Origin of the sequence: Streptomyces solincola (assembly GCF_002982015.1) — a bacterium.
Classification (GTDB): domain Bacteria; phylum Actinomycetota; class Actinomycetes; order Streptomycetales; family Streptomycetaceae; genus Streptomyces; species Streptomyces solincola.
Map to the genome: position 1 here is coordinate 41,956 of NZ_PVLV01000071.1, position 20,367 is coordinate 62,322.

Genomic DNA, 20,367 nt, shown 5'->3' on the forward strand with positions numbered 1-20,367 from the left:
TGCTGTTCGGTCTACTTCCCGCTCTGGCCGTTCTTGGTGTCGTACTTCTCGTACGCGTCGACGATACGGCCCACGAGCTTGTGCCGGACCACGTCCTGGGACGTGAGGCGCGAGAAGTGGACGTCCGGTACCCCGTCCAGGATGTCCTGCACCTGCTTCAGCCCGCTCTTGGTGCCGCCGGGCAGGTCGACCTGGGTCACGTCACCGGTGATGACGATCTTGGAGTCGAACCCGAGCCGGGTCAGGAACATCTTCATCTGCTCGGGGTTCGTGTTCTGCGCCTCGTCCAGGATGATGAAGGCGTCGTTGAGCGTCCGCCCGCGCATGTACGCCAGCGGCGCGACCTCGATCGTGCCGGCCGCCATCAGGCGGGGGATGGAGTCGGGGTCGAGCATGTCGTGCAGCGCGTCGTACAGCGGGCGCAGGTAGGGGTCGATCTTCTCGTAGAGCGTGCCGGGCAGGAAGCCCAGCCGCTCGCCGGCCTCGACGGCGGGCCGGGTCAGGATGATCCGGGTGACCTGCTTGGACTGAAGGGCCTGGACCGCCTTGGCCATGGCCAGATACGTCTTGCCGGTGCCGGCGGGGCCGATGCCGAAAACGATGGTGTGCTTGTCGATGGCGTCGACGTACCGCTTCTGGTTGAGCGTCTTGGGGCGGATGGTGCGCCCGCGGCTGGAGAGGATGTTCTGGGTGAGCACCACGGCCGGGGTCTCCTGGCCGGACTCCGCCGTGCCGTCCCCACTCGCTCTGAGCATGGCGATCGAGCGTTCCACGGCGTCCTCCGTCATCGGCTGCCCGGTGCGGAGCACCAGCATCATCTCGTCGAAGAGGCGCTGGATGAGCGCCACCTCCGCGCGCGGCCCGACCGCGCTGACCTCGTTGCCCCGGACATGGATGTCGGCGGCCGGGAACGCCTGCTCGATCACGCGCAGCAGGGCGTCGCCGGATCCGAGAACCGTCACCATGGGGTGCTTGGCGGGGACGGTGAACCGGGCCTGTGCCTGCGGCTGCGTCTGACCTGTGTCTGACTGAGTCATGGGCCGGCCTTCTGGCCTGCGCATACCTCCTGTTGAGCGGTTCTCGCCGATCGACAACCTCTGGCTCTCCAGCGTACGACGTGCCACCGACAACACCGAAGGGATTTGCGGCCGCAGGGCGGGCGCGGGGGTCGCTTTCCGGACGTCAGGCCGAGCGGCCGAAGCCGATGGTGGGCACCGCCCGGCGCAGCGGCCAGGGGCGCAGCGGCACGGGCAGGAGCGGGACGAGGAAGCCGTAGCGGCGCAGGGCGGCCGGGTCCTGGCCGGCGGCGGACTGCACGAGGTTCCACCAGGCGGCGATCTCCACCCAGCCGGGGGCGGACAGCGAGCCGCCGAACTCCTGCACGGACAGCGCGGCGGTCAGTCCGGCGAAGGCGAGCCGGTCGGCGAGCGGCCAGTCGGCCAGGGTGCCGGTGACGAACCCGGCGACGAAGACGTCCCCGGCGCCGGTGGGGTCCAGGGCGGCGACCTCGATGGCGGGGACGACGGCGCTCTCACCGGTGCGCCCGTCGACGGCGTAGGCGCCCTCCGCGCCGAGGGTGACGACGGCCAGCGGAACCTTCTCGGCCAGCGCGTGGGCGGCGGCGCGCGGGCAGGAGGTGCGGGTGTAGCGCATCGCCTCCTCGGCGTTGGGCAGGAACGCCTCGCAGTGCGCCAGGTCGTCCAGGGCGGCCAGGTCCCAGCGGCCGGTGTCGTCCCAGCCGACGTCGGCGAAGATCATCGTGCCCTGGCGGGCGGCCTGGGCGACCCACTCCTCGGGCCGGCCGGGCGCGAGCGACGCGACGGCGGCCCGGGCGCGCGGCGGACGGGTGGGGCGGGCGCCGTCGGGCGGCGGGGCGGCGTGCCCGTGCGAGACCATCGTGCGCTCGCCCTCGTAGGCCATGGAGACGGTGACCGGGGAGTGCCAGCCCGCGACGGTGCGGGAGCGGGTCAGGTCGATGCCCTCGCCCTGCTCCAGCGCGTCCCAGCAGTACTCGCCGTAGTGGTCGTCGCCGAACGCGGCGGCCAGCGAGGTGTGCAGCCCGAGCCGGGCCAGCGCGGTGGCCATGTTGGCGACGCCGCCGGGGCTGGAGCCCATGCCGCGCGCCCAGGTCTCGGTGCCGCGCACCGGGGCGGCGTCCAGGCCGGTGAAGATGATGTCCAGGAAGACCGTGCCGGTGAGGAAGACGTCGCATTCGGGGTCGGCGGGGCCGCGTACGGCTTCCAGCGGGTCGACCCCGGCGGTGTGCTGCTGCCGCGGCGGCTGGTGCGGGTGGTGCTCTCCCCTGGGCGTGGTCACTGCGCTCTCTCCCTCTCCCCGGATCGCGGGCGGGTGGCGGTCGGCCGGCGTATGCGTGCCGGCGGGGGTCGGCGCGGCCCCCGGTTCGCGGATCAGGCCAGTCTGCCCGAAAAGCGCGGTCGGCAGGGGCACCCGGACGGGTGCTGCGGCACCCCGCCGGAGCAGCGGGGGCACAGCCGCTACCCGCTCCTGACGGTACGAAACACTATGTGACGTGGATCACATGGCGTCGACTTCTCCGGGCGCCCGGCGCCTTGATACAAATTGCCCCGCGTTCCCGCGCACGCTTCCGTGCCGATCAGGGCGCCTCCCCCCTTCTGCTTTCCCTCCCCTCCCCTTCCCTTTTCGTTTCCGGGAACGCCCATGTCCTCGCGCCCGCGCGCCCTGTGGCCGCTCGTCGCCGTGTTCACCGCCGGCTACCTGGCCGCGTACCTGCTGCCCACCGTCGTCGGGCGGCTCGCCGCCGGCCTCGGCCTCTCCCCCGCCCAGGCCGGGCTGGCCGGTTCGCTGCTGCTGCTCTCCTCGGCCGCCGCCGGCTTCACCCTCGCCTCCCGCGTCGAGCGGTACGGGCCGCGCCGACTGGCCCGCACCGGGCTGCTGCTGGCGGTGACCGGGTACGGCGCGGCCGCGCTGGCCTGGTCGGTGCCGCTGGTGGTGGCCGGTGCGATGGTCGGCGGCTTCGGCTCGGGCACCGCGACCGCGGTGGCCGCGGCCGGGATCGCCGGCCGCACCGACCCGCACCGGGCCTCCACGCTCGGCCTGCTGTCGGTCTCGGCCACCGCCGGCGTGCTGTACCTGACGCTGCCTCGGCTGAGCGTGCCGGAGTGGCTCGGCGGCGGCCACGCGCTGCCGTTCGCCTCGATCGCCCTGGTGGCGGCGGCGGTCTGGCCGGCGGCCGGCCGACTGGAGCGCGGGCAGGCAGACACCGGCGGGCGGGAGCGGGGCGGCAAGCTGCCCCGGCTGCGCTCGGGTCTGGTGCTGGCCGGCGGGATGGCCTGCTGGTCGCTGGCGCAGAACATGCTGTGGGGCGTCAGCGGCCGCATCGGCCTGACCCAGGCGGGGCTCAGCGAGGTGACCGTGGGCGCGGTGTTCGCGGCCGCGCTGGGCGCCGGGCTGGTCGGGGTGCTGGGCGCGGGCGCGCTCGGCGGCCGGCTGGGCCGCGCGGCGCCGATCGGCGCGGGCACGGTCCTCATCGCCGGCTGCATCGCGCTCACCTCGGCCGCCGACGGCCTGGCGTCCTTCGCGGGCGGCGAGATCCTCTGGAACGCCCTCTACCCGGTGGTCCTGTCGTATCTGATCGGTCTGGCCGCCTCGCTGGACCCGCGCGGCCGCTGGGCCGTGCTGGCCGGCTCGGCGTCCTCGCTGGGCGTGGCCTGCGGGCCGGTGGCCGGCAGCGTGCTCTCCGAGCGGGCCGGGTACGCCGGGATGGGCCTGGTGCTGGGCGTGCTGCTGGTGCTGCTGGCCGTGCCGCTGACCGCCGTCGCCCTGCACACGGCGGGCCGGCCGCTGGTGCCCGGCGCGATCCGCCGCCGCGGCGGCGCGCCGGCGGCGGTGGTGGCCGGCACGACGGGCGCGGCGGCGGGCCTGGCCGCCCCGCAGATCGGCGCGCCCGAGCAGGTGGTGGCCGAGTTCCCGGTCCGCGCGGTGCCGGCCAGGCTGGTGCGCCGCCGCGCCTACCGCCCGGCCGGCCCCGACCGCTGACGGCCCCTCACGCCCGGGGATCCCGGGGGTGCGCGGCGACCTCGGCGAGGTAGCGGGCGCGGCGCTCCTCGTCGTCCTCCAGGAACGCCGCCTCGAAGGAGTTGCGGGCCAGGGCGCGCTGCTCCTCGGGGCCCAGCCCGAGCACCCCGGCCACCGCGTGGAAGTTGTCGCCCACGTAGCCGCCGAAGTAGGCCGGGTCGTCGGAGTTGACGGTGACCAGCAGCCCGGCGTCCATCATGGCGCGCAGCGGGTGGTCGGCCAGGGTGTCGACCGCGCGCAGCCGCACGTTGGACAGCGGGCACAGGGTGAGCGGCACCCGCTCGCGCACCAGCCGCGCCACCAGCTCCGGGTCCTCCATGGCCCGCAGCCCGTGGTCGATCCGCTCGACGCCGAGCACGTCCAGGGCCTCGCGGACGTACTCCGGCGGGCCCTCCTCGCCCGCGTGCGCGACCCGGCGCAGGCCCAGCTCGGCGGCGGCCGCGAACACCTCGGCGAACTTCGCCGGCGGGTGGCCGACCTCGGCGGAGTCCAGGCCGACGCCGGTGATCCGGTCCAGGTGGGGCCGGGCCTCCTCCAGGGTGGCCAGGGCCGACTCGGCGGACTGGTCGCGCAGGAAGCACATGATCAGCCGGGTGGAGACGCCGTGGCGCTCCTCGGCTCCCTCCAGCGCGCGACCGAGGCCCTCGACGACCGTGCCGAACGGCACCCCGCGGGCGGTGTGCGCCTGCGGGTCGAAGAAGACCTCCGCGTGCCGCACGCCCTGCGCGGCGGCCCGCTCCAGGTAGGCGTCGGCCAGGTCGGCGAAGTCCTGCTCGGTGCGCAGCACGGCCATCAGCGCGTAGTAGAGGTCGAGGAAGGACTGCAAGTCGGCGAAGTCGTAGGCGGCGCGCAGCTCCTCGGTGTCGGCGAAGGGCAGCGGGACGCCGTTGCGGGCGGCGAGCGCGAAGGCCAGCTCCGGTTCGAGCGTCCCCTCGATGTGCAGGTGCAGCTCGGCCTTGGGCAGGGCGGGGAGTGCCATGGGGTGCGGTCTTTCCTGTGCGGTGGTGCGGTCTTCCGCGTGCGGGCGGTGCGGCCCGGGCCCCGGGGCGCCACGGGCCCGTGGTGCTACGGGGAGCGCTTGGGCAGGGGGACGCGCAGCAGGTCGCGGGCGACGGTGAGTTCGCCGTCGAAGCCGGCGGCGCGGGCCTGCCGGCCGAAGACCTCCGGGTCGGCGTACCGCTGCGAGAAGTGGGTGAGCACCAGGTGGCGCACGCCGGCGTCCCGGGCGACCGCGCCGGCCTGGCCGGCCGTCAGGTGCCCGTGGTCGGCGGCGAGCGCGGCGTCCTCGTCGGTGAAGGTGGACTCGATGACCAGCAGGTCGCAGTCCTCGGCCAGCGCGTGGACGCCGTCGCACAGCCGGGTGTCCATGACGAACGCGAACCGCTGGCCCCGCCGCGCCTCGCTGACCTGCTCCAGGGTGACCCCGCCGAGCGCCCCGTCGCGCTGGAGCCGGCCCACGTCGGGGCCGGCGATGCCGTGCGCGGCGAGCCGCTCGGGCAGCATCCGGCGGCCGTCGGGCTCGGTGAGCCGGTAGCCGAAGGACTCCACCGGGTGCGAGAGCCGCCGGGCCTCCAGGGTGTAGGCGGAGGTGGCGGCCAGCACGCCGTCCTCGGCGACCGGGGCCTCGGCGAGCCTGACCGTCTCGCGGTAGGCGGTGGCGTACCGCAGCCGCTCGAAGAAGCGCTGCCCGCTCGCCGGGTAGTGGGCGGTGACCGGGTACGGGACCTGGTCGAGGTTGATCCGCTGGATCACCCCGGCCAGGCCCAGGCTGTGGTCGCCGTGGAAGTGGGTGACGCAGATGCGGTCGATGTCGTGGGCGGCGACCCCGGCGCGGAGCATCTGCCGCTGGGTGCCCTCGCCGGGGTCGAAGAGGATGCCCTGCCCGTCCCAACGCAGCAGGTAGCCGTTGTGGTTGCGGTGCCGGGTGGGCACCTGGCTGGCGGTGCCCAGTACGACCAGTTCGCGGACGGACATGTCTCTTCCTGTCCTCGGGCGGCTATCCGGGCGGCCAGGTCAGGCCGCGGCCGCCGAGCACGTGGGCGTGCGCGTGGAAGACGGTCTGCCCGGCGCCGGCGCCGGTGTTGAAGACGATGCGGTACCCGCCCTCCTCGACCCCCTCCTGCCGGGCGACCTCGCCGGCCTCGCGCAGCACGTCGGCGGCGAGCTGCGGCGCCTCGGCGGCGAGCGCGGCGGCGTCGGCGTGGTGGGCCTTGGGGATCACCAGCACATGGGTGGGGGCCTGCGGGTTGATGTCGCGGAAGGCGAGGGTGGTCTCCGACGCGCGGACGACGGTGGCGGGCACCTCCCCGGCCACGATCTTGCAGAACAGGCAGTCGTCCTGGGGCTCTCCGGCCATGCCGCGGTCCTCTCTGAACCTTCGTCGGTACGGGGATGGATCTTCGTCGTGCGGTACGGGCACTCTACGGGCCGGGGGCGGCCCTGCGGCGGTGCGGGGCGCGCCGGGTGAGGGCGGTGCGGCTGGCCCAGTAGGTGATGACCACCGCCCAGAACAGCGGGGTGCCGAGCCCGCCGACCAGCTCCGCGCCGGCCCGGGGCAGGGCGAGGGTGAGCACCGAGTGCAGGCCCAGCAGGGCGACCGCGCCGCCCATCCACAGCACCGGCGGGCAGCCGCGGGCGATCAGCAGCAGGGGCCGCCGCAGCCGGGGCGGCACCCGGCGGAGCGTCCACAGCGCCCACGCCGTCCACAGCGCCACCAGCACGCCGACGCCGACCAGTTCGGCGACCAGCGGGCCCGAGCCGGTGGCGCCGGAGCGCAGCGGGGCGGAGCCGACGGCGGCGGTCAGGAAGCCGGCCAGCGCCACCCAGCGGGCGCCGGCGGCGGCCCCCCAGGCCATGGTCTCCAGGTTGTAGCGGGCGGCCCGGTCCTCGGTGTCGAGGGCGGCGGAGTCCACGAACCCGGAGGCGGCCTTCGTCCAGGCGCCGGGCCGCAGCCAGCGGCGGCGCAGGTGCAGCAGCGAGAGGTTGTTGTGCGCCTCGCTGTTCTCCGGGTTGAGCCGCAGCGCCTGCTCGTAGGCGCGCTGGGCGGTGGCGTGGTCCTTGAGGTGGTAGGCGGCCAGGCCGACCTGGAAGTGGGTGGTGTCCTCCTCGGGGCCCAGCTCGACGGCTCGCAGCGCGTGCGCGTACGCCTCGGGGTGGCGGGCGCGCTGCCCGGAGGCCAGCAGGACGGAGCTGAGCACGTGATAGCCGGCCCAGTGCTGCGGGATGAGCGCCAGACCACGCCGGGCGGAGTCCTCGGCCGGCCCGAAGTGGCGGGCGTTGCTGAGCAGTTCGGCGCGCAGGAGCCAGGCCGACGGCAGCTCGGGGTCGGCGCGCAGCGCCTGGTCGGCGTAGCCCAGGGCCTCGGCGGGGCGGCCGGCGCGGCGCAGGCAGCGGGCCAGCAGTGCCAGGGCCGCGGCGTCGTCCGGGTGCTCGGCCAGGTGCTGCCCGGCCAGCGCGGCGGCCTGCTCGGGCCGCCCCAGGTCGTACAGCGCCTCGGCCCGCTCCAGGACGGACGGCTGGTGGGGCGCGGTCACAGCTTGCGCTTCCGCTTGAGGTAGCCGAGCAGGTCGTCGTAGGTGCCGCCGTCGTTGGCGAAGGTGGCGACGTTCTTGGCGGTGGCGAACCAGGGGCCGGTGGAGGGCCGGATCTGCCGGGCCGCGCCGAGCAGGTCCTTCATGCCGATCATGCGGACGGCGCCGGTGCGGGCGGAGTCCAGGAGCGCCGACTCCGCCGCCGTCTCGCACAGGTGGGCGAGGTCCGCGCCGGAGAAGTCCTCGGTGGCCTTGACGAGCTTGGCCAGGTCGACGTTCTCGATGGGGCGCTCGCGCAGGTGGTAGCGGAGGATCGCCTCCCGGGCGGGCCCGTCCGGCGGCAGCACCAGCAGGGTGCGGTCCAAGCGGCCGGGGCGGCGCAGGGCGATGTCCACGTCCCAGGGGACGTTGGTGGCGGCGAGCACGAACACGCCCTCGTTGGCGGCGGCGGACACCCCGTCCAGCTCGGTCAGCAACTGGTTGACGACATTGCGCAGGCCGCTGCTGTGGGTGCGGCTGCGCTTGCCGCCGAGGGCGTCCAGCTCGTCGAGGAAGACCACGCAGGGGGCCTGCCGCCGGGCGGTCTCGAAGACGTCGTGGACGTTCTTCTCGGAGGCGCCGATGTAGAGGTCGAGGATGTCGTTGAGCGACACCGACAGGAAGCCGGCGCCCAGCTCGCCGGCGACGGCGCGGGCGATGAAGGTCTTGCCGCAGCCGGGCGGCCCGTACAGCAGCAGCCCGCCGCGCAGGCTCTTGCCGTAGAGCCGGCGCAGCTCGGGGTTGCGCATCGGGGCGAGGAACGCGGCCTCCAGCCGGTCCTTGACGTCCTGCATGCCGCCGACGTCCGCGAGCCGGACGGTGCCGGGGGCGTCCACCTCCCAGGCGTCGGCGTCCCCGGGGCCGTCGCCCGCCCCGTCGGAGGTGAGCGGCGCCTCCGCCCCGCCGCCCTCGGACCCGCCGGTGGCGAATCTCGGCGGGACGATGCCGTCCACCTCGCGCTCGGCCGCCGACCAGTCGAACCCGGACCCCTCGGCGGCGTCCGGCACCGGGGCGGGCGGTATGCCCATGGCGCGGGTCATCAGGGCGCGGGCGTCCGCGTCGCCGGGGGCGTGCTGGAGGGCCGCCGCGGCCTCGGCGACCGCCTCGTCGCCGCGCCCGGCGGCCAGCAGCAGCTCGGCCAGGTGCAGGCGCAGGGGTACGTCACCGGGCGCGGCCGCCACGGCGGCGCGCAGACTGCGGATCAGAGGCGAGTCGTCGGACATGGCCACACCCTACGGAGCCGCACCGACAGCCCGTCCCGCCGGGGGCGACTGGGCCGGATGGCGGTCCCGCGCGCGGCGGTCCGGCAGCCGGGGGGAGAACCTGCCTGCGAGGGCCCGTGAGCACGGGCGCCCGCTCCGGCACCGGCGGCGGCCCGGCGCCGGACGGACCAGAAGAGGAGACCAGCCATGGCGACCACGACGGGCGGGGCCCGGCCCGGCATCGCACGGCCCGCGAGCATCCGGCTGCCGGGCATCGTGCTCGGCGTGGGGCTGGGCGGGTTCGTGGACGGCATCCTCCTGCACCAGATCTTGCAGTGGCACCACATGCTCAGCAGCACCGACCAGGACCGCGTCGGCGTGAAGTTCTACAACCCCGACACCGTCCCCGGCCTGGAGATGAACACCCTGTGGGACGGCCTGTTCCACACCGTCTGCTGGCTGTCGGTGCTGCTGGGGCTCGCCATTCTGTACGCGCGGGTCACCCACCACCGCCGGCGGGTGTGGACCTCCCGGGTGCTGTGGGGCTGGATGTTCGTCGGCTGGGGGTTGTTCAACCTGGTCGAGGGCCTCCTGGACCACCAGATCCTCGCCATCCACCACGTGTACGCCGGGGACGGCCGGCTCTGGTGGGACCTCGGCTTCCTCGCCCTGGGCGCGCTGTTCGTGGCCGGCGGCTACCTCCTCCAGCGCGGCGGCCGCCCCTTCGACCCCGACGCCCCGGCCGGGCGGGACCAGGCCCGGCCCGCCTGATGGACCACGGGACGCACGGGCACGGGTCCGCCGCCGGGGCGGGCCTGCCGGAGTGGCTGCCGCCCGCGCTGCTCCTGCCGGCCGCCGCAGGCGCCTATCTGCTGCTCGTCGGCCGGGCCCGCCGCCGCAACCCGGTGCTCGGCTGGAGCCGGTGGCGGACGGCCCTGTTCCTCACCGGCGTCGTCCTGCTCGGCGTGGCGCTGCTGCCGCCCGTCGCGCCCTTCGCGCGGGCCGACTTTCGCGGCCACATGGTGCAGCACCTCCTCATCGGCATGTACGCGCCGCTGGCGCTGGTGCTGGCCGCGCCCGTCACGCTCCTGCTGCGCACCCTGCCGCCGGCCCGGGGGCGGCGGCTCACCGCGGTCCTGCACAGCCCGGCGGCCCGGCTGATCGCCCATCCGGTGGTCGCGCTGGCGCTGTCCGCCGGCAGCCTGGTGGCCCTCTACCTCACCCCGCTGTACGGCGCGGCCACCGGCGGTCCGGTCGGGCACGCGCTGCTGCACGCCCACTTCCTGCTGTCCGGGTGGCTGTTCGCGTACGTCGTCGCCGGCCCCGATCCCGCGCCCGCCCGGCCGGGCGTACCGGCGCGGCTGGTGTGCCTGGGCGTCGCCATCACGGCGCACGCGGTGGTCTCCCAGCTCGTGTACGGCGGCTTCTGGACCGCGATCCACGCCCCGGCCGAACAGGTCCGGGCGGGCGCGGAGATCATGTACTACGGCGGTGACATCGCCGAACTGCTGCTGGCCGCCGCGCTGGTGGCGAGCTGGCGGCCCGACCGCGGGCGCGCGGTCCCCGCGGTCGGCGCCGGGGTCAGTGTCCGCGCGGCGCGTACATGATGACCGCCATGCCGACGAGGCAGACCAGCGCGCCGGCCACGTCGAACCGGTCGGGCCGGTAGCCGTCGGCGACCATGCCCCAGGCGATCGACCCGGCCACGAAGACCCCGCCGTACGCGGCCAGGATGCGGCCGAAGTTCCCGTCCGACTGGAAGGTGGCCACCACCCCGTACAGGCCGAGCGCGATGACGCCGGCCCCGACCCAGATCCAGCCCCGGTGCTCGCGGACGCCCTGCCACACCAGCCAGGCCCCTCCGATCTCGAACAGCGCGGCGACGGCGAACAGGGCGACGGAACGGGCGACGATCACGGAGCGGACTCTCTCACGAGAGGGGCGCCTGGTGCGTGTCCGCCCTCCGTGCCCGCCGCGTACGCCACCCCGCTGACGCCGTGCACGCCCCGGCCGGTGCCCGGGGGCCGGCCCCAGCCCCAGGCCGGTACGGGCCGGAGCCGCCCTCAGCCCCAGCGGCCGGTGCGGCCCAGGAGCAGGGCGAGCGCCGCGGTACCGGCCGTGGAGGTGCGCAGCACGCTGCGGCCCAGCAGATACGGCGCCGCGCCCGCCTCCCGGAACGCGGCCAGTTCCTCGGGCGAGACCCCGCCCTCCGGACCGACGACCAGCACGATCTCGCCGGTGGCCGGCAGCGGGGCGGTGGCCAGCGAGGCGTCGGCGCTCTCGTGCAGCACGGCGGCGAAGTCGGCGGCGGCCAGCAGCCGGGCGACCTGCCCGGTGGACGCGGCCTCGGCCACCTCCGGGAAACGGGTGCGGCGGGACTGCTTGCCCGCCTCCCGGGCGGTGGCCCGCCACTTGGCCAGCGACTTCGCGCCCCGCTCGCCCTTCCACTGGGTGACGCACCGCGAGGCGGTCCACGGGACGATCGCGTCCACGCCGGTCTCGGTCATCGTCTCCACGGCCAGCTCGCCGCGGTCGCCCTTGGGCAGCGCCTGCACCACGGTGATCCGGGGCTGCTCGGCCGGCTCCTCGCTCACCGACTCCAGGTCCATGACCAGCAGCCGGTCCTTTCCCTCGGCGCCCTCGACCACACCCTCCGCCCAGCGGCCGAGACCGTCGGTGAGCACCACGTCCTCGCCCGCGCGCAGCCGCTTCACGGAGACGGCGTGCCGCCCCTCGGGCCCGTCCAGGACGTACCGCCCCCCGGGGATCGCGCGGCTCAGGACGTCGTCGGGGACGACGAAGACCGGCGCGGTCACGCGCCCGCCCCGGACGCGGCGCCGGCGGTCTCGCGCAGCTCGGCGGCGAGCAGCTCGACCAGCTGCCCGGCGGGCAGTTCACGGGCCAGCCGGTGGCCCTGCCCCGCCCACAGCGCCATGCCCTGCGGGTCGCCTGCCGCGGCGGCCGCCTTGCGCAGGGGGCTGGTCAGGTGGTGCACCTCCGGGTAGGCGGCGGGCGCGTAGGGGCCGTGCTCGGACATGAACCGGTTGACCAGTCCGCGGGCCGGCCGCCCCGAGAAGGCCCGGGTCACCTCGGTGCGGGTGAACAGCGGGTCGGTCATGGCCCGCTTGTGCAGCGCGTTGGCCCCGGACTCGGGGCACACCAGGAACGCGGTGCCGAGCTGCGCGGCCTGCGCGCCGGCGGCCAGTACCGCGGCGATCTGGCCGCCGCGCATCAGGCCGCCGGCGGCGATCACCGGCAGCGGCACGGCCTCGGTGACCAGCGGGACCAGGGTGAGCAGCCCGGTGCCCGAGCCGTCGGTCTCCGGGTCGTCCCGGTGGCTGCCCTGGTGGCCGCCGGCCTCGGCGCCCTGCGCGCACACCGCGTCCGCGCCCGCCCGGTGCGCGGCCCGCGCCTCCTCGACGGAGGTGACGGTGACGACGGTGCGGGTGCCGGCGGCGGCCAGCGCGGCCAGCGTCTCGGCGGCCGGGCAGCCGAAGGTGAACGACACGACCGGCACCGGCTCGTCCAGCAGCACGGCGAGCTTCGCCTCGTAGGCGTCGTCACGGCCGGATTCCGGGTCGCCGAGCGGGGTGTCGTACCAGGCGGACTCGCCGGCGAGCTGGTTGCGGTAGACCTCGACGGCGGCCGGGTCGGCCTGGCCGGGCTGCGGCATGAACAGGTTGACGCCGAAGGGCCGCGCCGTGAGCGACCGGAGTTGCGCGATCTCCTGGTACATGCCGTCGGCCGTCTTGTAGCCGGCGGCCAGGAAGCCGAGGCCGCCCGCGTCGGAGACGGCCGCGGCGAGCGCGGGACGGGAGGCGCCGCCCGCCATGGGGGCCTGCACGATCGGGTACCGGCAGAGATCGGTCAGTGCGGTGGACATGCGTGCATCGTGCCACGCCCCCGCCCGGCCCCGAAGACCCGCCTCCGCCCCGACCGGAACGCCCGGCTCCGCCGCGGCCGGGGCACCCGGTCCCGTCCCGCCCGGCGGGGACGGAAAGGGGGGCGGCGACCTCCCGTGGTCGCCGCCCCCCTTCTCGTACCGCTGCCGCCGTCACCGGCCGTTGAAGGCGTCCTTCAGCCGGGAGAACAGGCCCTGCTGGCCGGGCTGGAACTGGCCGGTGGGCCGCTCCTCGCCGCGCAGCTTGGACAGCTCCCGCAGCAGCCGCTCCTGCTCCGGGTCGAGCTTGGTCGGGGTCTGCACCTCGACGTGCACGATCAGGTCGCCCCGGCCGCCGCCGCGCAGGTGCGTGACGCCCCGGCCGTGCAGCGGGATGGACTGCCCCGACTGCGTGCCGGGCCGGATGTCGACCTCCTCGACGCCGTCCAGCGTCTCCAGCGGCACCTTGGTGCCCAGCGCGCCGGCCGTCATCGGGACGGTGACCGTGCAGTGCAGATCGTCGCCGCGCCGCTGGAACATCGCGTGCGGCAGCTCGTGGATCTCCACGTACAGGTCGCCGGCCGGGCCGCCGCCGGGGCCGACCTCGCCCTCGCCGGCCAACTGGATACGGGTGCCGTTGTCCACACCGGCCGGAATCTTCACCGTCAGCGTGCGGCGGGAGCGGACCCGGCCGTCGCCCGCGCACTCCGGGCACGGGGTCGGCACGACCGTGCCGAAGCCCTGGCACTGCGGGCAGGGCCGGGAGGTCATGACCTGACCCAGGAAGGACCGGGTGACCTGGGAGACCTCGCCGCGGCCGCGGCACATGTCGCAGGTCTGCGCCGAGGTGCCGGGGGCCGCGCCCTCACCGGAGCAGGTGGTGCACACCACGGCCGTGTCGACCTGGAGGTCCTTCGTGGTGCCGAAGGCCGCCTCGTCCAGCTCGATCTCCAGGCGGATCATCGCGTCCTGGCCGCGCCGGGTGCGCGAGCGCGGGCCGCGCTGGGACGCCGTACCGAAGAAGGCGTCCATGATGTCGCTGAAGTTCCCGAAGCCGCCGGCCCCGAAGCCGCCCGCGCCACCGCCGCCGGCGCTGGACAGCGGGTCTCCGCCGAGGTCGTAGACCTGCTTCTTCTGCGGGTCCGACAGCACCTCGTAGGCGGCGTTGATCTCCTTGAACCGCTCCTGGGTCTTCGGATCCGGGTTGACGTCCGGGTGCAGCTCGCGGGCGAGCCTGCGGAACGCCTTCTTGATCTCGTCCTGGGAGGCGTCGCGGCGCACGCCGAGTACGGCGTAGTAGTCCGTGGCCACTTACGACTCCGCCAGGATCTGTCCGACGTAACGTGCCACTGCGCGTACCGCTCCCATCGTTCCGGGGTAGTCCATGCGGGTCGGTCCGACCACGCCGAGTTTGGCGACGGCCTCGTCGCCCGAACCGTAGCCGACCGCGACGACGGACGTGGAGTTCAGCCCCTCGTGGGCGTTCTCGTGCCCGATGCGCACGGTCATGGCCGAGTCCTTGGCCTCGCCGAGCAGCTTGAGGAGCACGACCTGCTCCTCCAGCGCCTCCAGCACCGGCCGGATCACCAGCGGGAAGTCGTGCCCGAAGCGGGTGAGGTTGGCGGTGCCGCCGATGATCAGCCGCTCCTCCGTCTCCTCCACCAGGGTCTCCAGCAGGGTGGCCAGCACCGTGGAGACCGTGCCGCGGTCCTCCGTCTCGAAGGACTCCGGCAGGTCCTGCACCAACTGCGGCACGTCGGTGAAACGGCGTCCCACCACACGGCTGTTCAGCCGCGCCCGCAGATCGGCCAGGGACGCCTCGCCGAACGGCGCCGGGCAGTCCACCATCCGCTGCTCGACGCGGCCGGTGTCGGTGATCAGCACCAGCATCAGCCGGGCCGGGGCCAGCGAGAGCAGCTCCACGTGCCGGACCGTCGAGCGGGTCAGCGACGGGTACTGCACGACGGCGACCTGCCGGGTCAACTGGGCCAGCAGCCGCACCGTGCGCCCCACCACGTCGTCCAGGTCGACCGCGCCGGCCAGGAAGTTCTGGATGGCGCGCCGCTCCGGCGACGACAGCGGCTTGACGCCGGCGAGCTTGTCGACGAAGAGGCGATACCCCTTGTCGGTGGGGATGCGGCCGGCGCTGGTGTGGGGCTGCGCGATGTAGCCCTCCTCCTCCAGCACCGCCATGTCGTTGCGCACGGTCGCCGGGGAGACGCCGAGCGCGTGCCGCTCGGTGAGCGCCTTGGAGCCGACCGGCTCCTCGGTGCCGACGTAGTCCTGGACGATGGCGCGCAGCACTTCGAGTCTGCGTTCGCTGAGCATCCGCGCACACCTCCAGCTCGTGGGTCCTCGCGCCCGCGCCTGTCGGCAGCGGGCCTGTCCGCCCGGCGGCGGGCTCGTGCTCTCTTCCCTGTCTGGCACTCACCTCGTCCGAGTGCCAGTGATGTCCCGGCCAGTGTACGGGGCGGGGGTGCGCACCGGGCAAGGGCGGCCGACCAGGCTACCGTGCCCGCCGGCCCGGCCCCGACGGCGGACGCGGGGCGCTCGCCGCGTCCGCGCGCGGGCGGCTAGCGTCTGCTCCATGGACATCTCCCGGGACGGCGCGGCGGACCTCGACCGGATCGACTGGGCGGCGGCGGGCTGGGAGCGGCTCGCCGCCGGTGTGGGGCGGCGCCGGCTGCCGGGCTGGGACGCCACCGTGGGACTGGTGGCCGGCACGGACGCCGCGCTGCTGTTCGACGCCGGCGCCACCCTGCGTGAGGGCGCGGAGCTGCGCGCGCAGACCGAGGCGCTGCTCGGCGGCCGGCGCGTGACGCATCTCGCACTGAGCCACCCCCACTTCGACCACGTGCTCGGGGCGTCCGCGTTCGCCGGCGCGGAGGTGTTCGCGGCCGTCGGCCTGGACACCCTGCTGGCCGCCGCCCGGGAGCGGGACGCCCTGCGGCAGGACGCCGTCCGGCACGGCGTGGCGGAGGAGGAGGCGGCCGAGGCGGTGGACGTCCTGGCGGCGCCCCGGCATCCGGTGTCCGGGGAGCGGACCCTGGACCTCGGCGGGCGGCAGGTGCTGCTGGCCAACGTCGGCCCCGGGCACACCGCCCACGACCTGGTGCTGCTCGCGCCCCCGCCGCCGGGGGCCGCGCCCGGTTCCCGCGAGGTGGTGTTCTGCGGGGACCTGGTCGAGGAGTCCGGCGAACCGCAGGCCGGACCGGACGCGGTGCCCGGGCGCTGGCCCGCCGCGCTGGACCGGCTGCTGGCGCTCGGCGGCGGGGACGCGGTGTACGTGCCGGGGCACGGCGCGGCGGTGGACGCCGCCTTCGTCCGCGCCCAACGCGACGCGCTGGCCCGCCGCTTCGGCTGCGCCGAAGACCGATGAGCGCATGATCATGTCGTAGCGTCGGGCCATGCGCGCATACGACTCTGATCTGACGCCCCCGTGGAAGCGTTCGGCGCCGGCGCCCGAGGTGGCGGCCGAACCGGACCTGGTGGTGGAGGAGGCCGGCACCGGCTTCTGCGGGGCGGTGATCGGCTGCGAGGCGGGCACGGTGACCCTGGAGGACCGGTTCGGCAAGCGCCGGGTCTTCCCCCTGGAGCCGCGCGGCTTCCTGCTGGAGGGCCGCCCGGTCACCCTGGTCCGGCCCGCGGCTGGCCCGGCGCGCCCCTCCCGTACCGCCTCCGGATCGCTGGCCGTGCCGGGCGCGCGGGCCCGGGTGGCGCGGGCCGGGCGGATCTACGTGGAGGGGCGGCACGACGCCGAGCTGGTCGAGCGCGTCTGGGGCGACGACCTGCGCATCGAGGGCGTGGTCGTGGAGTACCTGGAGGGCATCGACGACCTGCCCGCCATCGTCGCCGAGTTCGGGCCCGGGCCGGACGCCCGGCTCGGGGTGCTGGTGGACCATCTCGTCCCCGGCTCCAAGGAGTCCCGGATCGCCGCCGAGGTGTCGGACGCCCACACCCTGATCGTGGGCCACCCCTATGTCGACGTCTGGGCGGCGGTGAAGCCCGCCTCGGTGGGCATCCCGGCCTGGCCGACGGTGCCGCGCGGCCAGGACTGGAAGACCGGGGTGTGCCGGGCGCTCGGCTGGCCGGAGAACACCGGCGCCGCCTGGCAGCACATCCTCTCCAAGGTCCGCTCCTACAAGGATCTGGAGCCCTCGCTGCTCGGCGCGGTGGAGCACCTCATCGACCATGTGACGGTCGGGGGCCCGGAGCGGGCCTGAGGCCCGGCGGCTCAGTCCACCAGGTCGCGCACCACCGCGTCGGCCAGCAGCCGGCCGCGCAGGGTGAGGACCGCCCGGCCTCGGCCGTACGCCTCCGGCGCCAGCAGCCCGTCCGCCACCGCCCGCCCGGCGGCGGCCCGCCCGGCCGGCTTCAGCAGCTCCAGCGGGCAGCCCTCGCGCAGCCGCAGTTCCAGCAGGATCCGCTCCACCCGGCGGTCCTCCGCCGGCAGCAGCTCCCGCCCGGCGCCCGGGGAGCGCCCGGCGGCCAGCGCGGCGGCGTACGCCCCGGGGTGCTTCACGTTCCACCAGCGCACCCCGCCGACGTGGCTGTGCGCGCCGGGGCCCGTGCCCCACCAGTCCGCGCCCCGCCAGTACAGCTCGTTGTGCAGGCAGCGGCCCGCCTCGCTGGTGGCCCAGTTGGACACCTCGTACCAGTCGAACCCGGCGGCCGACAGCATCTCCTCGGCGATCAGGTACCGGTCGGCGTGCACGTCGTCGTCGGTCATCGGCACCTCGCCGCGCCGGATGCGCCGGGCCAGCCCGGTGCCCTCCTCCACGATCAGCGCGTACGCCGAGACGTGGTCGGGCCCGGCGCCGACGGCCGCCTCCAGCGAGGCCCGCCAGTCCTCGTCGCTCTCCCCCGGCGTGCCGTAGATCAGATCGAGGTTGACGTGGTCGAACCCGGCCGCCCGGGCCTCGGCCACGCACGCCTCGGGGCGGCCCGGGGTGTGGGTGCGGTCCAGCACCTTCAGCACGTGCCGGCGGGCGCTCTGCATGCCGAACGAGATCCGGTTGAAGCCTCCGGCGCGCAGCTCCGCCAGATACGCCGGGTCCACCGACTCCGGGTTGGCCTCGGTCGTCACCTCGGCGTCCTCGGCGAGCCCGAACTCCTCCCGTACGGCGTCCAGCATCCGCACCAGGTCGGCGGCGGCCAGCAGCGTCGGCGTGCCGCCCCCGACGAACACCGTGCGCACCGGGCGCGGGTCGTCGCCCAGCACCTTGCGGGCCAGGCGCACCTCGTCGGCGAGCGTGGCGGCGTAGTTGTCGCGGGAGGCCAGCACCCCGCCGGAGGAGCGCAGCTCGGTGGCGGTGTAGGTGTTGAAGTCGCAGTAGCCGCAGCGGGTCGCGCAGTACGGCACGTGCAGATAGAACCCCAGCGGCCGCTCCCCCGCGCCGACCAGGGCGGACGCCGGAAGGGCGCCGTCCTCGGGCACGGGCTCGCCGTCGGGCAGTACGGAAGGCATGGGGTCCATTGTCCGTCACCCGGACGGCTCCCCGCGCCGCGTGTGCCGCGGGTCAGTGGCGGGCGGCCTGCGCCGGGACCGGCGCGGCCTCCGCCTGGAGGACCAGCAGCGCCAGGTCGTCGCGGACCGGGGCCTCGCCGAAGCCGTGCACCGCGCGTCTGATCCGGTCCGCGACCTCCCGGGCGGGCAGCCCCGCGCAGCCGGCGAGCGCGGCCGCCAGCCCGTCCCCGTCGTCGAACATCCGCCCGCTGCGCGAGCGCCGCTCGGTGACCCCGTCCGTCACGCACAGCAGGGTGTCGCCCGGGGCCAGGTGGAAGGTCTGGCTCTCGTAGCCGACGTCGTCCACGACCCCCAGCAGCACCTGCGGGACGGCCGCCGGCGCGACCGTGCCGTCGGGCCGCAGCAGCAGCGGCAGCGGATGGCCCGCGCAGGCCAGGGTGCAGCGCGCGCCGCCGCCGTCCTCCGGGGCGAGCGGCACCAGCTCGCCGTACAGCAGCGACAGGAAGCGCGGCAGCGGGCGCGGCTCCAGCGCCGTCGCCCCGGCCGTCTCCTCCTCCTGCGCGGCGGCCTCCGCGGCCAGCGGGTCGGCGGCCTCGGCGACCACCTCGGCGACCACCGAGGCCGCCGTCTCGGCCGCCTCGGTGGCGTCGTCCAGCAGCAGCCGGTTCAGCCGGTCCAGGACGTGGCCCACCTCGTGGTCGGCGTGGTCCTCGCGCGCCAGCAGCCGCAGCCAGGGCCGGGCCAGACCGGTGACCACGGCCGCCTCGGGGCCGCTGCCCTGGACGTCGCCGAGCATGAAGCACCAGCGGCGCGCCCCCGGCCCGGCCTGGAACACGTCGTAGAAGTCGCCGCCCGCCAGCCCGTCGTCGCTCGGCTCGTACACCACGCAGCTCCGCACCCCCGGGATCTGGGCGACCTGGCTGGGCAGCAGCCCGCGCTGGAGCACCCGGCTGATGGTGACCTGGCGGGCGTAGCGGCGGGCCGCGCCGATGGCGAGCGCGACCCGGCGGGCGAAGTCCTCCACCAGGGAGGCGACCGCGTCCGGGACACGGGCGACCCCGCGCCGCCCGATCAGCAGCGTGCCCAGTCCGTGGCCGCCCACCACCAGCCGGTACGCGAGCGCGGTGCCGTCGCCCGCGTCCGCCCGCAGGTCGCCCGGCGCGGGCCAGGCCACGGCGACGGGCCCCGGGCTCGGCGGCTCGGCCATCCGCGGCGGCTCCTTCTCCAGCACCGCCCGCAGCGCCTCCAGCGCCGACTCGTCGGCGTGCCACACCCGGGCCAGCCGCGGCGCGCCGCCGCCCTCCCGCTGGTAGCCGTCCGCGCCGGCCGCGTCCTCCAGCCAGAACGCGCACCAGTCGGCCAGGCGCGGCACCAGCAGCTGCCCGGCGAGCGCGGCCACCAGGTCCTCGTCCAACTGCCCGGCCAGCAGGTCGGACGCCTCGGCGAGGAAGGACAGCGCGCCCCGGCCGGTCCACTCGTCGTCGTCCCGGACCGGGCGGCGCGGCGCGGGGGCCAGCAGCTCGGCGGCGCGCAGCCCGCGCTGGATCGCCGGCTCGCCGCCCGGGACGGGGCAGGCGTCCCAGCCTTCCAGCGGCAGCCTGGCCCACACCGTCTTGGTGCCGGGGCGGTAGGTGATGCCCCAGCACTCCGCGAGCGCCGCGACGAGCTGGAGCCCCCGCCCGTACTCGTCCAGGTCCAGGTCGTCGTCGGGCTCGTGGTCGGCCGTCCGCTGCTGCTGCCGCAGGGTGCGGCCGGGATGGTGGTCGGACACCTCCAGCACCAGGGCGGCCGGGGCGCCCTGGTCGGGGTCCTCCAGCTTGAACAGCAGCTCGACGTTGGTGCCGGCGTGCACCACCGCGTTGGTGACCAGCTCCGCCGCGAGCAGCACCGCGTCGTCCGCGGCCCGGTCGGTGATCGTCGCCGCGGCGGGCACCGCGAGACCCGTCCAGTCGGCCAGCGCCGCGCGCACGAACCGCCGTGCCGCCCCGGGCGCCAGCGGATTGCCGGGCAGGCTGGTGCGCGCGACCACATGGCCCGGCGCCGACTGGCGGGACGGCGACGGCACGTCGCCGCTGGTGGCGCGCTGGGTCGGAAGAGGCCCCATGGACGGCTCCTCGTCGGCTCCTGGTCGTTCCTCGTGACGGACACCGACAGGGTGACAGATGCGGCACGCCCATAAGCACGGTGTCACCA

General features: G+C 75.6%; 19 protein-coding genes. 5 read left to right on the forward strand and 14 right to left on the reverse strand.

The window, feature by feature from the left end:
- Positions 1 to 11 precede the first annotated feature (11 nt).
- Both C6N75_RS05130 and C6N75_RS05135 read right to left on the reverse strand, forming a co-directional pair.
- On the reverse strand, positions 12 to 1,037 hold the full coding sequence (locus C6N75_RS05130) for a PhoH family protein (protein ID WP_105867632.1): 1,026 nt from the start codon (positions 1,035 to 1,037) through the stop codon (positions 12 to 14).
- Positions 1,038 to 1,182: 145 nt separating this feature from the next.
- Positions 1,183 to 2,316: a PfkB family carbohydrate kinase gene (locus C6N75_RS05135; protein WP_105867633.1), complete on the reverse strand. Its 1,134-nt coding sequence runs from the start codon at positions 2,314 to 2,316 to the stop codon at positions 1,183 to 1,185.
- 363 nt (positions 2,317 to 2,679) lie between these two features.
- Here C6N75_RS05135 and C6N75_RS05140 point away from each other — a divergent pair, with 363 nt between their 5' ends.
- Positions 2,680 to 4,017, forward strand: coding sequence for an MFS transporter (locus C6N75_RS05140; RefSeq protein ID WP_105867634.1), 1,338 nt, complete (start codon positions 2,680 to 2,682; stop codon positions 4,015 to 4,017).
- A 7-nt stretch (positions 4,018 to 4,024) separates the two neighbouring features.
- Here the strand turns inward: C6N75_RS05140 and C6N75_RS05145 are convergent, their stop codons facing one another.
- From C6N75_RS05145 to C6N75_RS05165, 5 genes are all read right to left on the reverse strand, one after another.
- Positions 4,025 to 5,035: an adenosine deaminase gene (locus C6N75_RS05145; protein WP_105867635.1), complete on the reverse strand. Its 1,011-nt coding sequence runs from the start codon at positions 5,033 to 5,035 to the stop codon at positions 4,025 to 4,027.
- A gap of 86 nt (positions 5,036 to 5,121) precedes the next feature.
- On the reverse strand, positions 5,122 to 6,030 hold the full coding sequence (locus C6N75_RS05150) for a ribonuclease Z (RefSeq protein ID WP_105867636.1): 909 nt from the start codon (positions 6,028 to 6,030) through the stop codon (positions 5,122 to 5,124).
- Between the two features lie 22 nt (positions 6,031 to 6,052).
- Positions 6,053 to 6,412 carry a histidine triad nucleotide-binding protein gene (locus tag C6N75_RS05155; RefSeq protein WP_105867637.1) on the reverse strand — a complete coding sequence of 120 codons (360 nt, stop codon included), beginning with the start codon at positions 6,410 to 6,412 and terminating at the stop codon, positions 6,053 to 6,055.
- Between the two features lie 64 nt (positions 6,413 to 6,476).
- Positions 6,477 to 7,589, reverse strand: a complete 1,113-nt coding sequence (locus tag C6N75_RS05160) for a tetratricopeptide repeat protein (RefSeq protein WP_105867638.1) — start codon at positions 7,587 to 7,589, stop codon at positions 6,477 to 6,479.
- On the reverse strand, positions 7,586 to 8,848 hold the full coding sequence (locus C6N75_RS05165; RefSeq protein WP_105867639.1) for an ATP-binding protein: 1,263 nt from the start codon (positions 8,846 to 8,848) through the stop codon (positions 7,586 to 7,588). The genes C6N75_RS05160 and C6N75_RS05165 overlap by 4 nt, the downstream gene beginning before the upstream one ends.
- A 186-nt stretch (positions 8,849 to 9,034) precedes the next feature.
- Between C6N75_RS05165 and C6N75_RS05170 the strand changes: the two genes are divergently transcribed.
- Positions 9,035 to 9,598: a DUF2243 domain-containing protein gene (locus C6N75_RS05170; RefSeq protein WP_105867640.1), complete on the forward strand. Its 564-nt coding sequence runs from the start codon at positions 9,035 to 9,037 to the stop codon at positions 9,596 to 9,598.
- Positions 9,598 to 10,434 (forward strand): cytochrome c oxidase assembly protein, encoded by an 837-nt coding sequence (locus C6N75_RS05175; RefSeq protein ID WP_105867641.1) that lies wholly within the window; start codon positions 9,598 to 9,600, stop codon positions 10,432 to 10,434. Before C6N75_RS05170 ends, C6N75_RS05175 begins: the two co-directional genes overlap by 1 nt.
- Here C6N75_RS05175 and C6N75_RS05180 read toward each other — a convergent pair.
- The 5 genes from C6N75_RS05180 to hrcA all read right to left on the reverse strand — a co-directional run bounded on the left by C6N75_RS05180 (position 10,409) and on the right by hrcA (position 15,035).
- Positions 10,409 to 10,744 carry a YnfA family protein gene (locus C6N75_RS05180; protein WP_105867642.1) on the reverse strand — a complete coding sequence of 112 codons (336 nt, stop codon included), beginning with the start codon at positions 10,742 to 10,744 and terminating at the stop codon, positions 10,409 to 10,411. The genes C6N75_RS05175 and C6N75_RS05180 overlap by 26 nt on opposite strands.
- 146 nt (positions 10,745 to 10,890) lie before the next feature.
- Positions 10,891 to 11,643, reverse strand: coding sequence for a 16S rRNA (uracil(1498)-N(3))-methyltransferase (locus C6N75_RS05185; RefSeq protein WP_105867643.1), 753 nt, complete (start codon positions 11,641 to 11,643; stop codon positions 10,891 to 10,893).
- Positions 11,640 to 12,710: a nitronate monooxygenase gene (locus C6N75_RS05190; RefSeq protein WP_105867644.1), complete on the reverse strand. Its 1,071-nt coding sequence runs from the start codon at positions 12,708 to 12,710 to the stop codon at positions 11,640 to 11,642. The genes C6N75_RS05185 and C6N75_RS05190 overlap by 4 nt, the downstream gene beginning before the upstream one ends.
- A 171-nt stretch (positions 12,711 to 12,881) precedes the next feature.
- The gene (gene dnaJ, locus C6N75_RS05195) at positions 12,882 to 14,018 is read right to left on the reverse strand and encodes a molecular chaperone DnaJ (protein WP_105867645.1); all 1,137 of its coding nucleotides are present in this window, start codon (positions 14,016 to 14,018) and stop codon (positions 12,882 to 12,884) included.
- Positions 14,019 to 15,035, reverse strand: a complete 1,017-nt coding sequence (gene hrcA / locus C6N75_RS05200) for a heat-inducible transcriptional repressor HrcA (RefSeq protein ID WP_105867646.1) — start codon at positions 15,033 to 15,035, stop codon at positions 14,019 to 14,021.
- A 259-nt stretch (positions 15,036 to 15,294) separates the two neighbouring features.
- On the opposite strand from hrcA, the gene C6N75_RS05205 reads away from it, so the two are divergent.
- The gene (locus C6N75_RS05205) at positions 15,295 to 16,086 is read left to right on the forward strand and encodes an MBL fold metallo-hydrolase (protein ID WP_105867647.1); all 792 of its coding nucleotides are present in this window, start codon (positions 15,295 to 15,297) and stop codon (positions 16,084 to 16,086) included.
- 28 nt (positions 16,087 to 16,114) lie between these two features.
- Positions 16,115 to 16,930 carry a DUF3097 domain-containing protein gene (locus C6N75_RS05210; protein ID WP_105867648.1) on the forward strand — a complete coding sequence of 272 codons (816 nt, stop codon included), beginning with the start codon at positions 16,115 to 16,117 and terminating at the stop codon, positions 16,928 to 16,930.
- A gap of 11 nt (positions 16,931 to 16,941) precedes the next feature.
- On the opposite strand, the gene hemW is transcribed toward C6N75_RS05210, so the two are convergent.
- On the reverse strand, positions 16,942 to 18,183 hold the full coding sequence (gene hemW, locus C6N75_RS05215; protein WP_105867649.1) for a radical SAM family heme chaperone HemW: 1,242 nt from the start codon (positions 18,181 to 18,183) through the stop codon (positions 16,942 to 16,944).
- A gap of 43 nt (positions 18,184 to 18,226) precedes the next feature.
- Positions 18,227 to 20,278 (reverse strand): ATP-binding SpoIIE family protein phosphatase, encoded by a 2,052-nt coding sequence (locus C6N75_RS05220; protein ID WP_105867650.1) that lies wholly within the window; start codon positions 20,276 to 20,278, stop codon positions 18,227 to 18,229.
- Between the last annotated feature and the right edge of the window lie 89 nt (positions 20,279 to 20,367).

Excerpts from the sequence above, each read along its gene's own strand:
- C6N75_RS05190 (WP_105867644.1), bottom strand. The coding sequence starts at position 12,710 with ATGTCCACCGCACTGACCGATCTCTGCCGGTACCCGATCGTGCAGGCC.
- C6N75_RS05170 (WP_105867640.1), top strand. The coding sequence starts at position 9,035 with ATGGCGACCACGACGGGCGGGGCCCGGCCCGGCATCGCACGGCCCGCG.
- hemW (WP_105867649.1), bottom strand. The coding sequence starts at position 18,183 with ATGGACCCCATGCCTTCCGTACTGCCCGACGGCGAGCCCGTGCCCGAG.
- C6N75_RS05155 (WP_105867637.1), bottom strand. The coding sequence starts at position 6,412 with ATGGCCGGAGAGCCCCAGGACGACTGCCTGTTCTGCAAGATCGTGGCC.
- C6N75_RS05130 (WP_105867632.1), bottom strand. The coding sequence starts at position 1,037 with ATGACTCAGTCAGACACAGGTCAGACGCAGCCGCAGGCACAGGCCCGG.
- C6N75_RS05175 (WP_105867641.1), top strand. The coding sequence starts at position 9,598 with ATGGACCACGGGACGCACGGGCACGGGTCCGCCGCCGGGGCGGGCCTG.
- hrcA (WP_105867646.1), bottom strand. The coding sequence starts at position 15,035 with ATGCTCAGCGAACGCAGACTCGAAGTGCTGCGCGCCATCGTCCAGGAC.
- C6N75_RS05150 (WP_105867636.1), bottom strand. The coding sequence starts at position 6,030 with ATGTCCGTCCGCGAACTGGTCGTACTGGGCACCGCCAGCCAGGTGCCC.
- C6N75_RS05210 (WP_105867648.1), top strand. The coding sequence starts at position 16,115 with ATGCGCGCATACGACTCTGATCTGACGCCCCCGTGGAAGCGTTCGGCG.
- C6N75_RS05205 (WP_105867647.1), top strand. The coding sequence starts at position 15,295 with ATGGACATCTCCCGGGACGGCGCGGCGGACCTCGACCGGATCGACTGG.
- C6N75_RS05220 (WP_105867650.1), bottom strand. The coding sequence starts at position 20,278 with ATGGGGCCTCTTCCGACCCAGCGCGCCACCAGCGGCGACGTGCCGTCG.
- C6N75_RS05165 (WP_105867639.1), bottom strand. The coding sequence starts at position 8,848 with ATGTCCGACGACTCGCCTCTGATCCGCAGTCTGCGCGCCGCCGTGGCG.
- C6N75_RS05140 (WP_105867634.1), top strand. The coding sequence starts at position 2,680 with ATGTCCTCGCGCCCGCGCGCCCTGTGGCCGCTCGTCGCCGTGTTCACC.
- C6N75_RS05145 (WP_105867635.1), bottom strand. The coding sequence starts at position 5,035 with ATGGCACTCCCCGCCCTGCCCAAGGCCGAGCTGCACCTGCACATCGAG.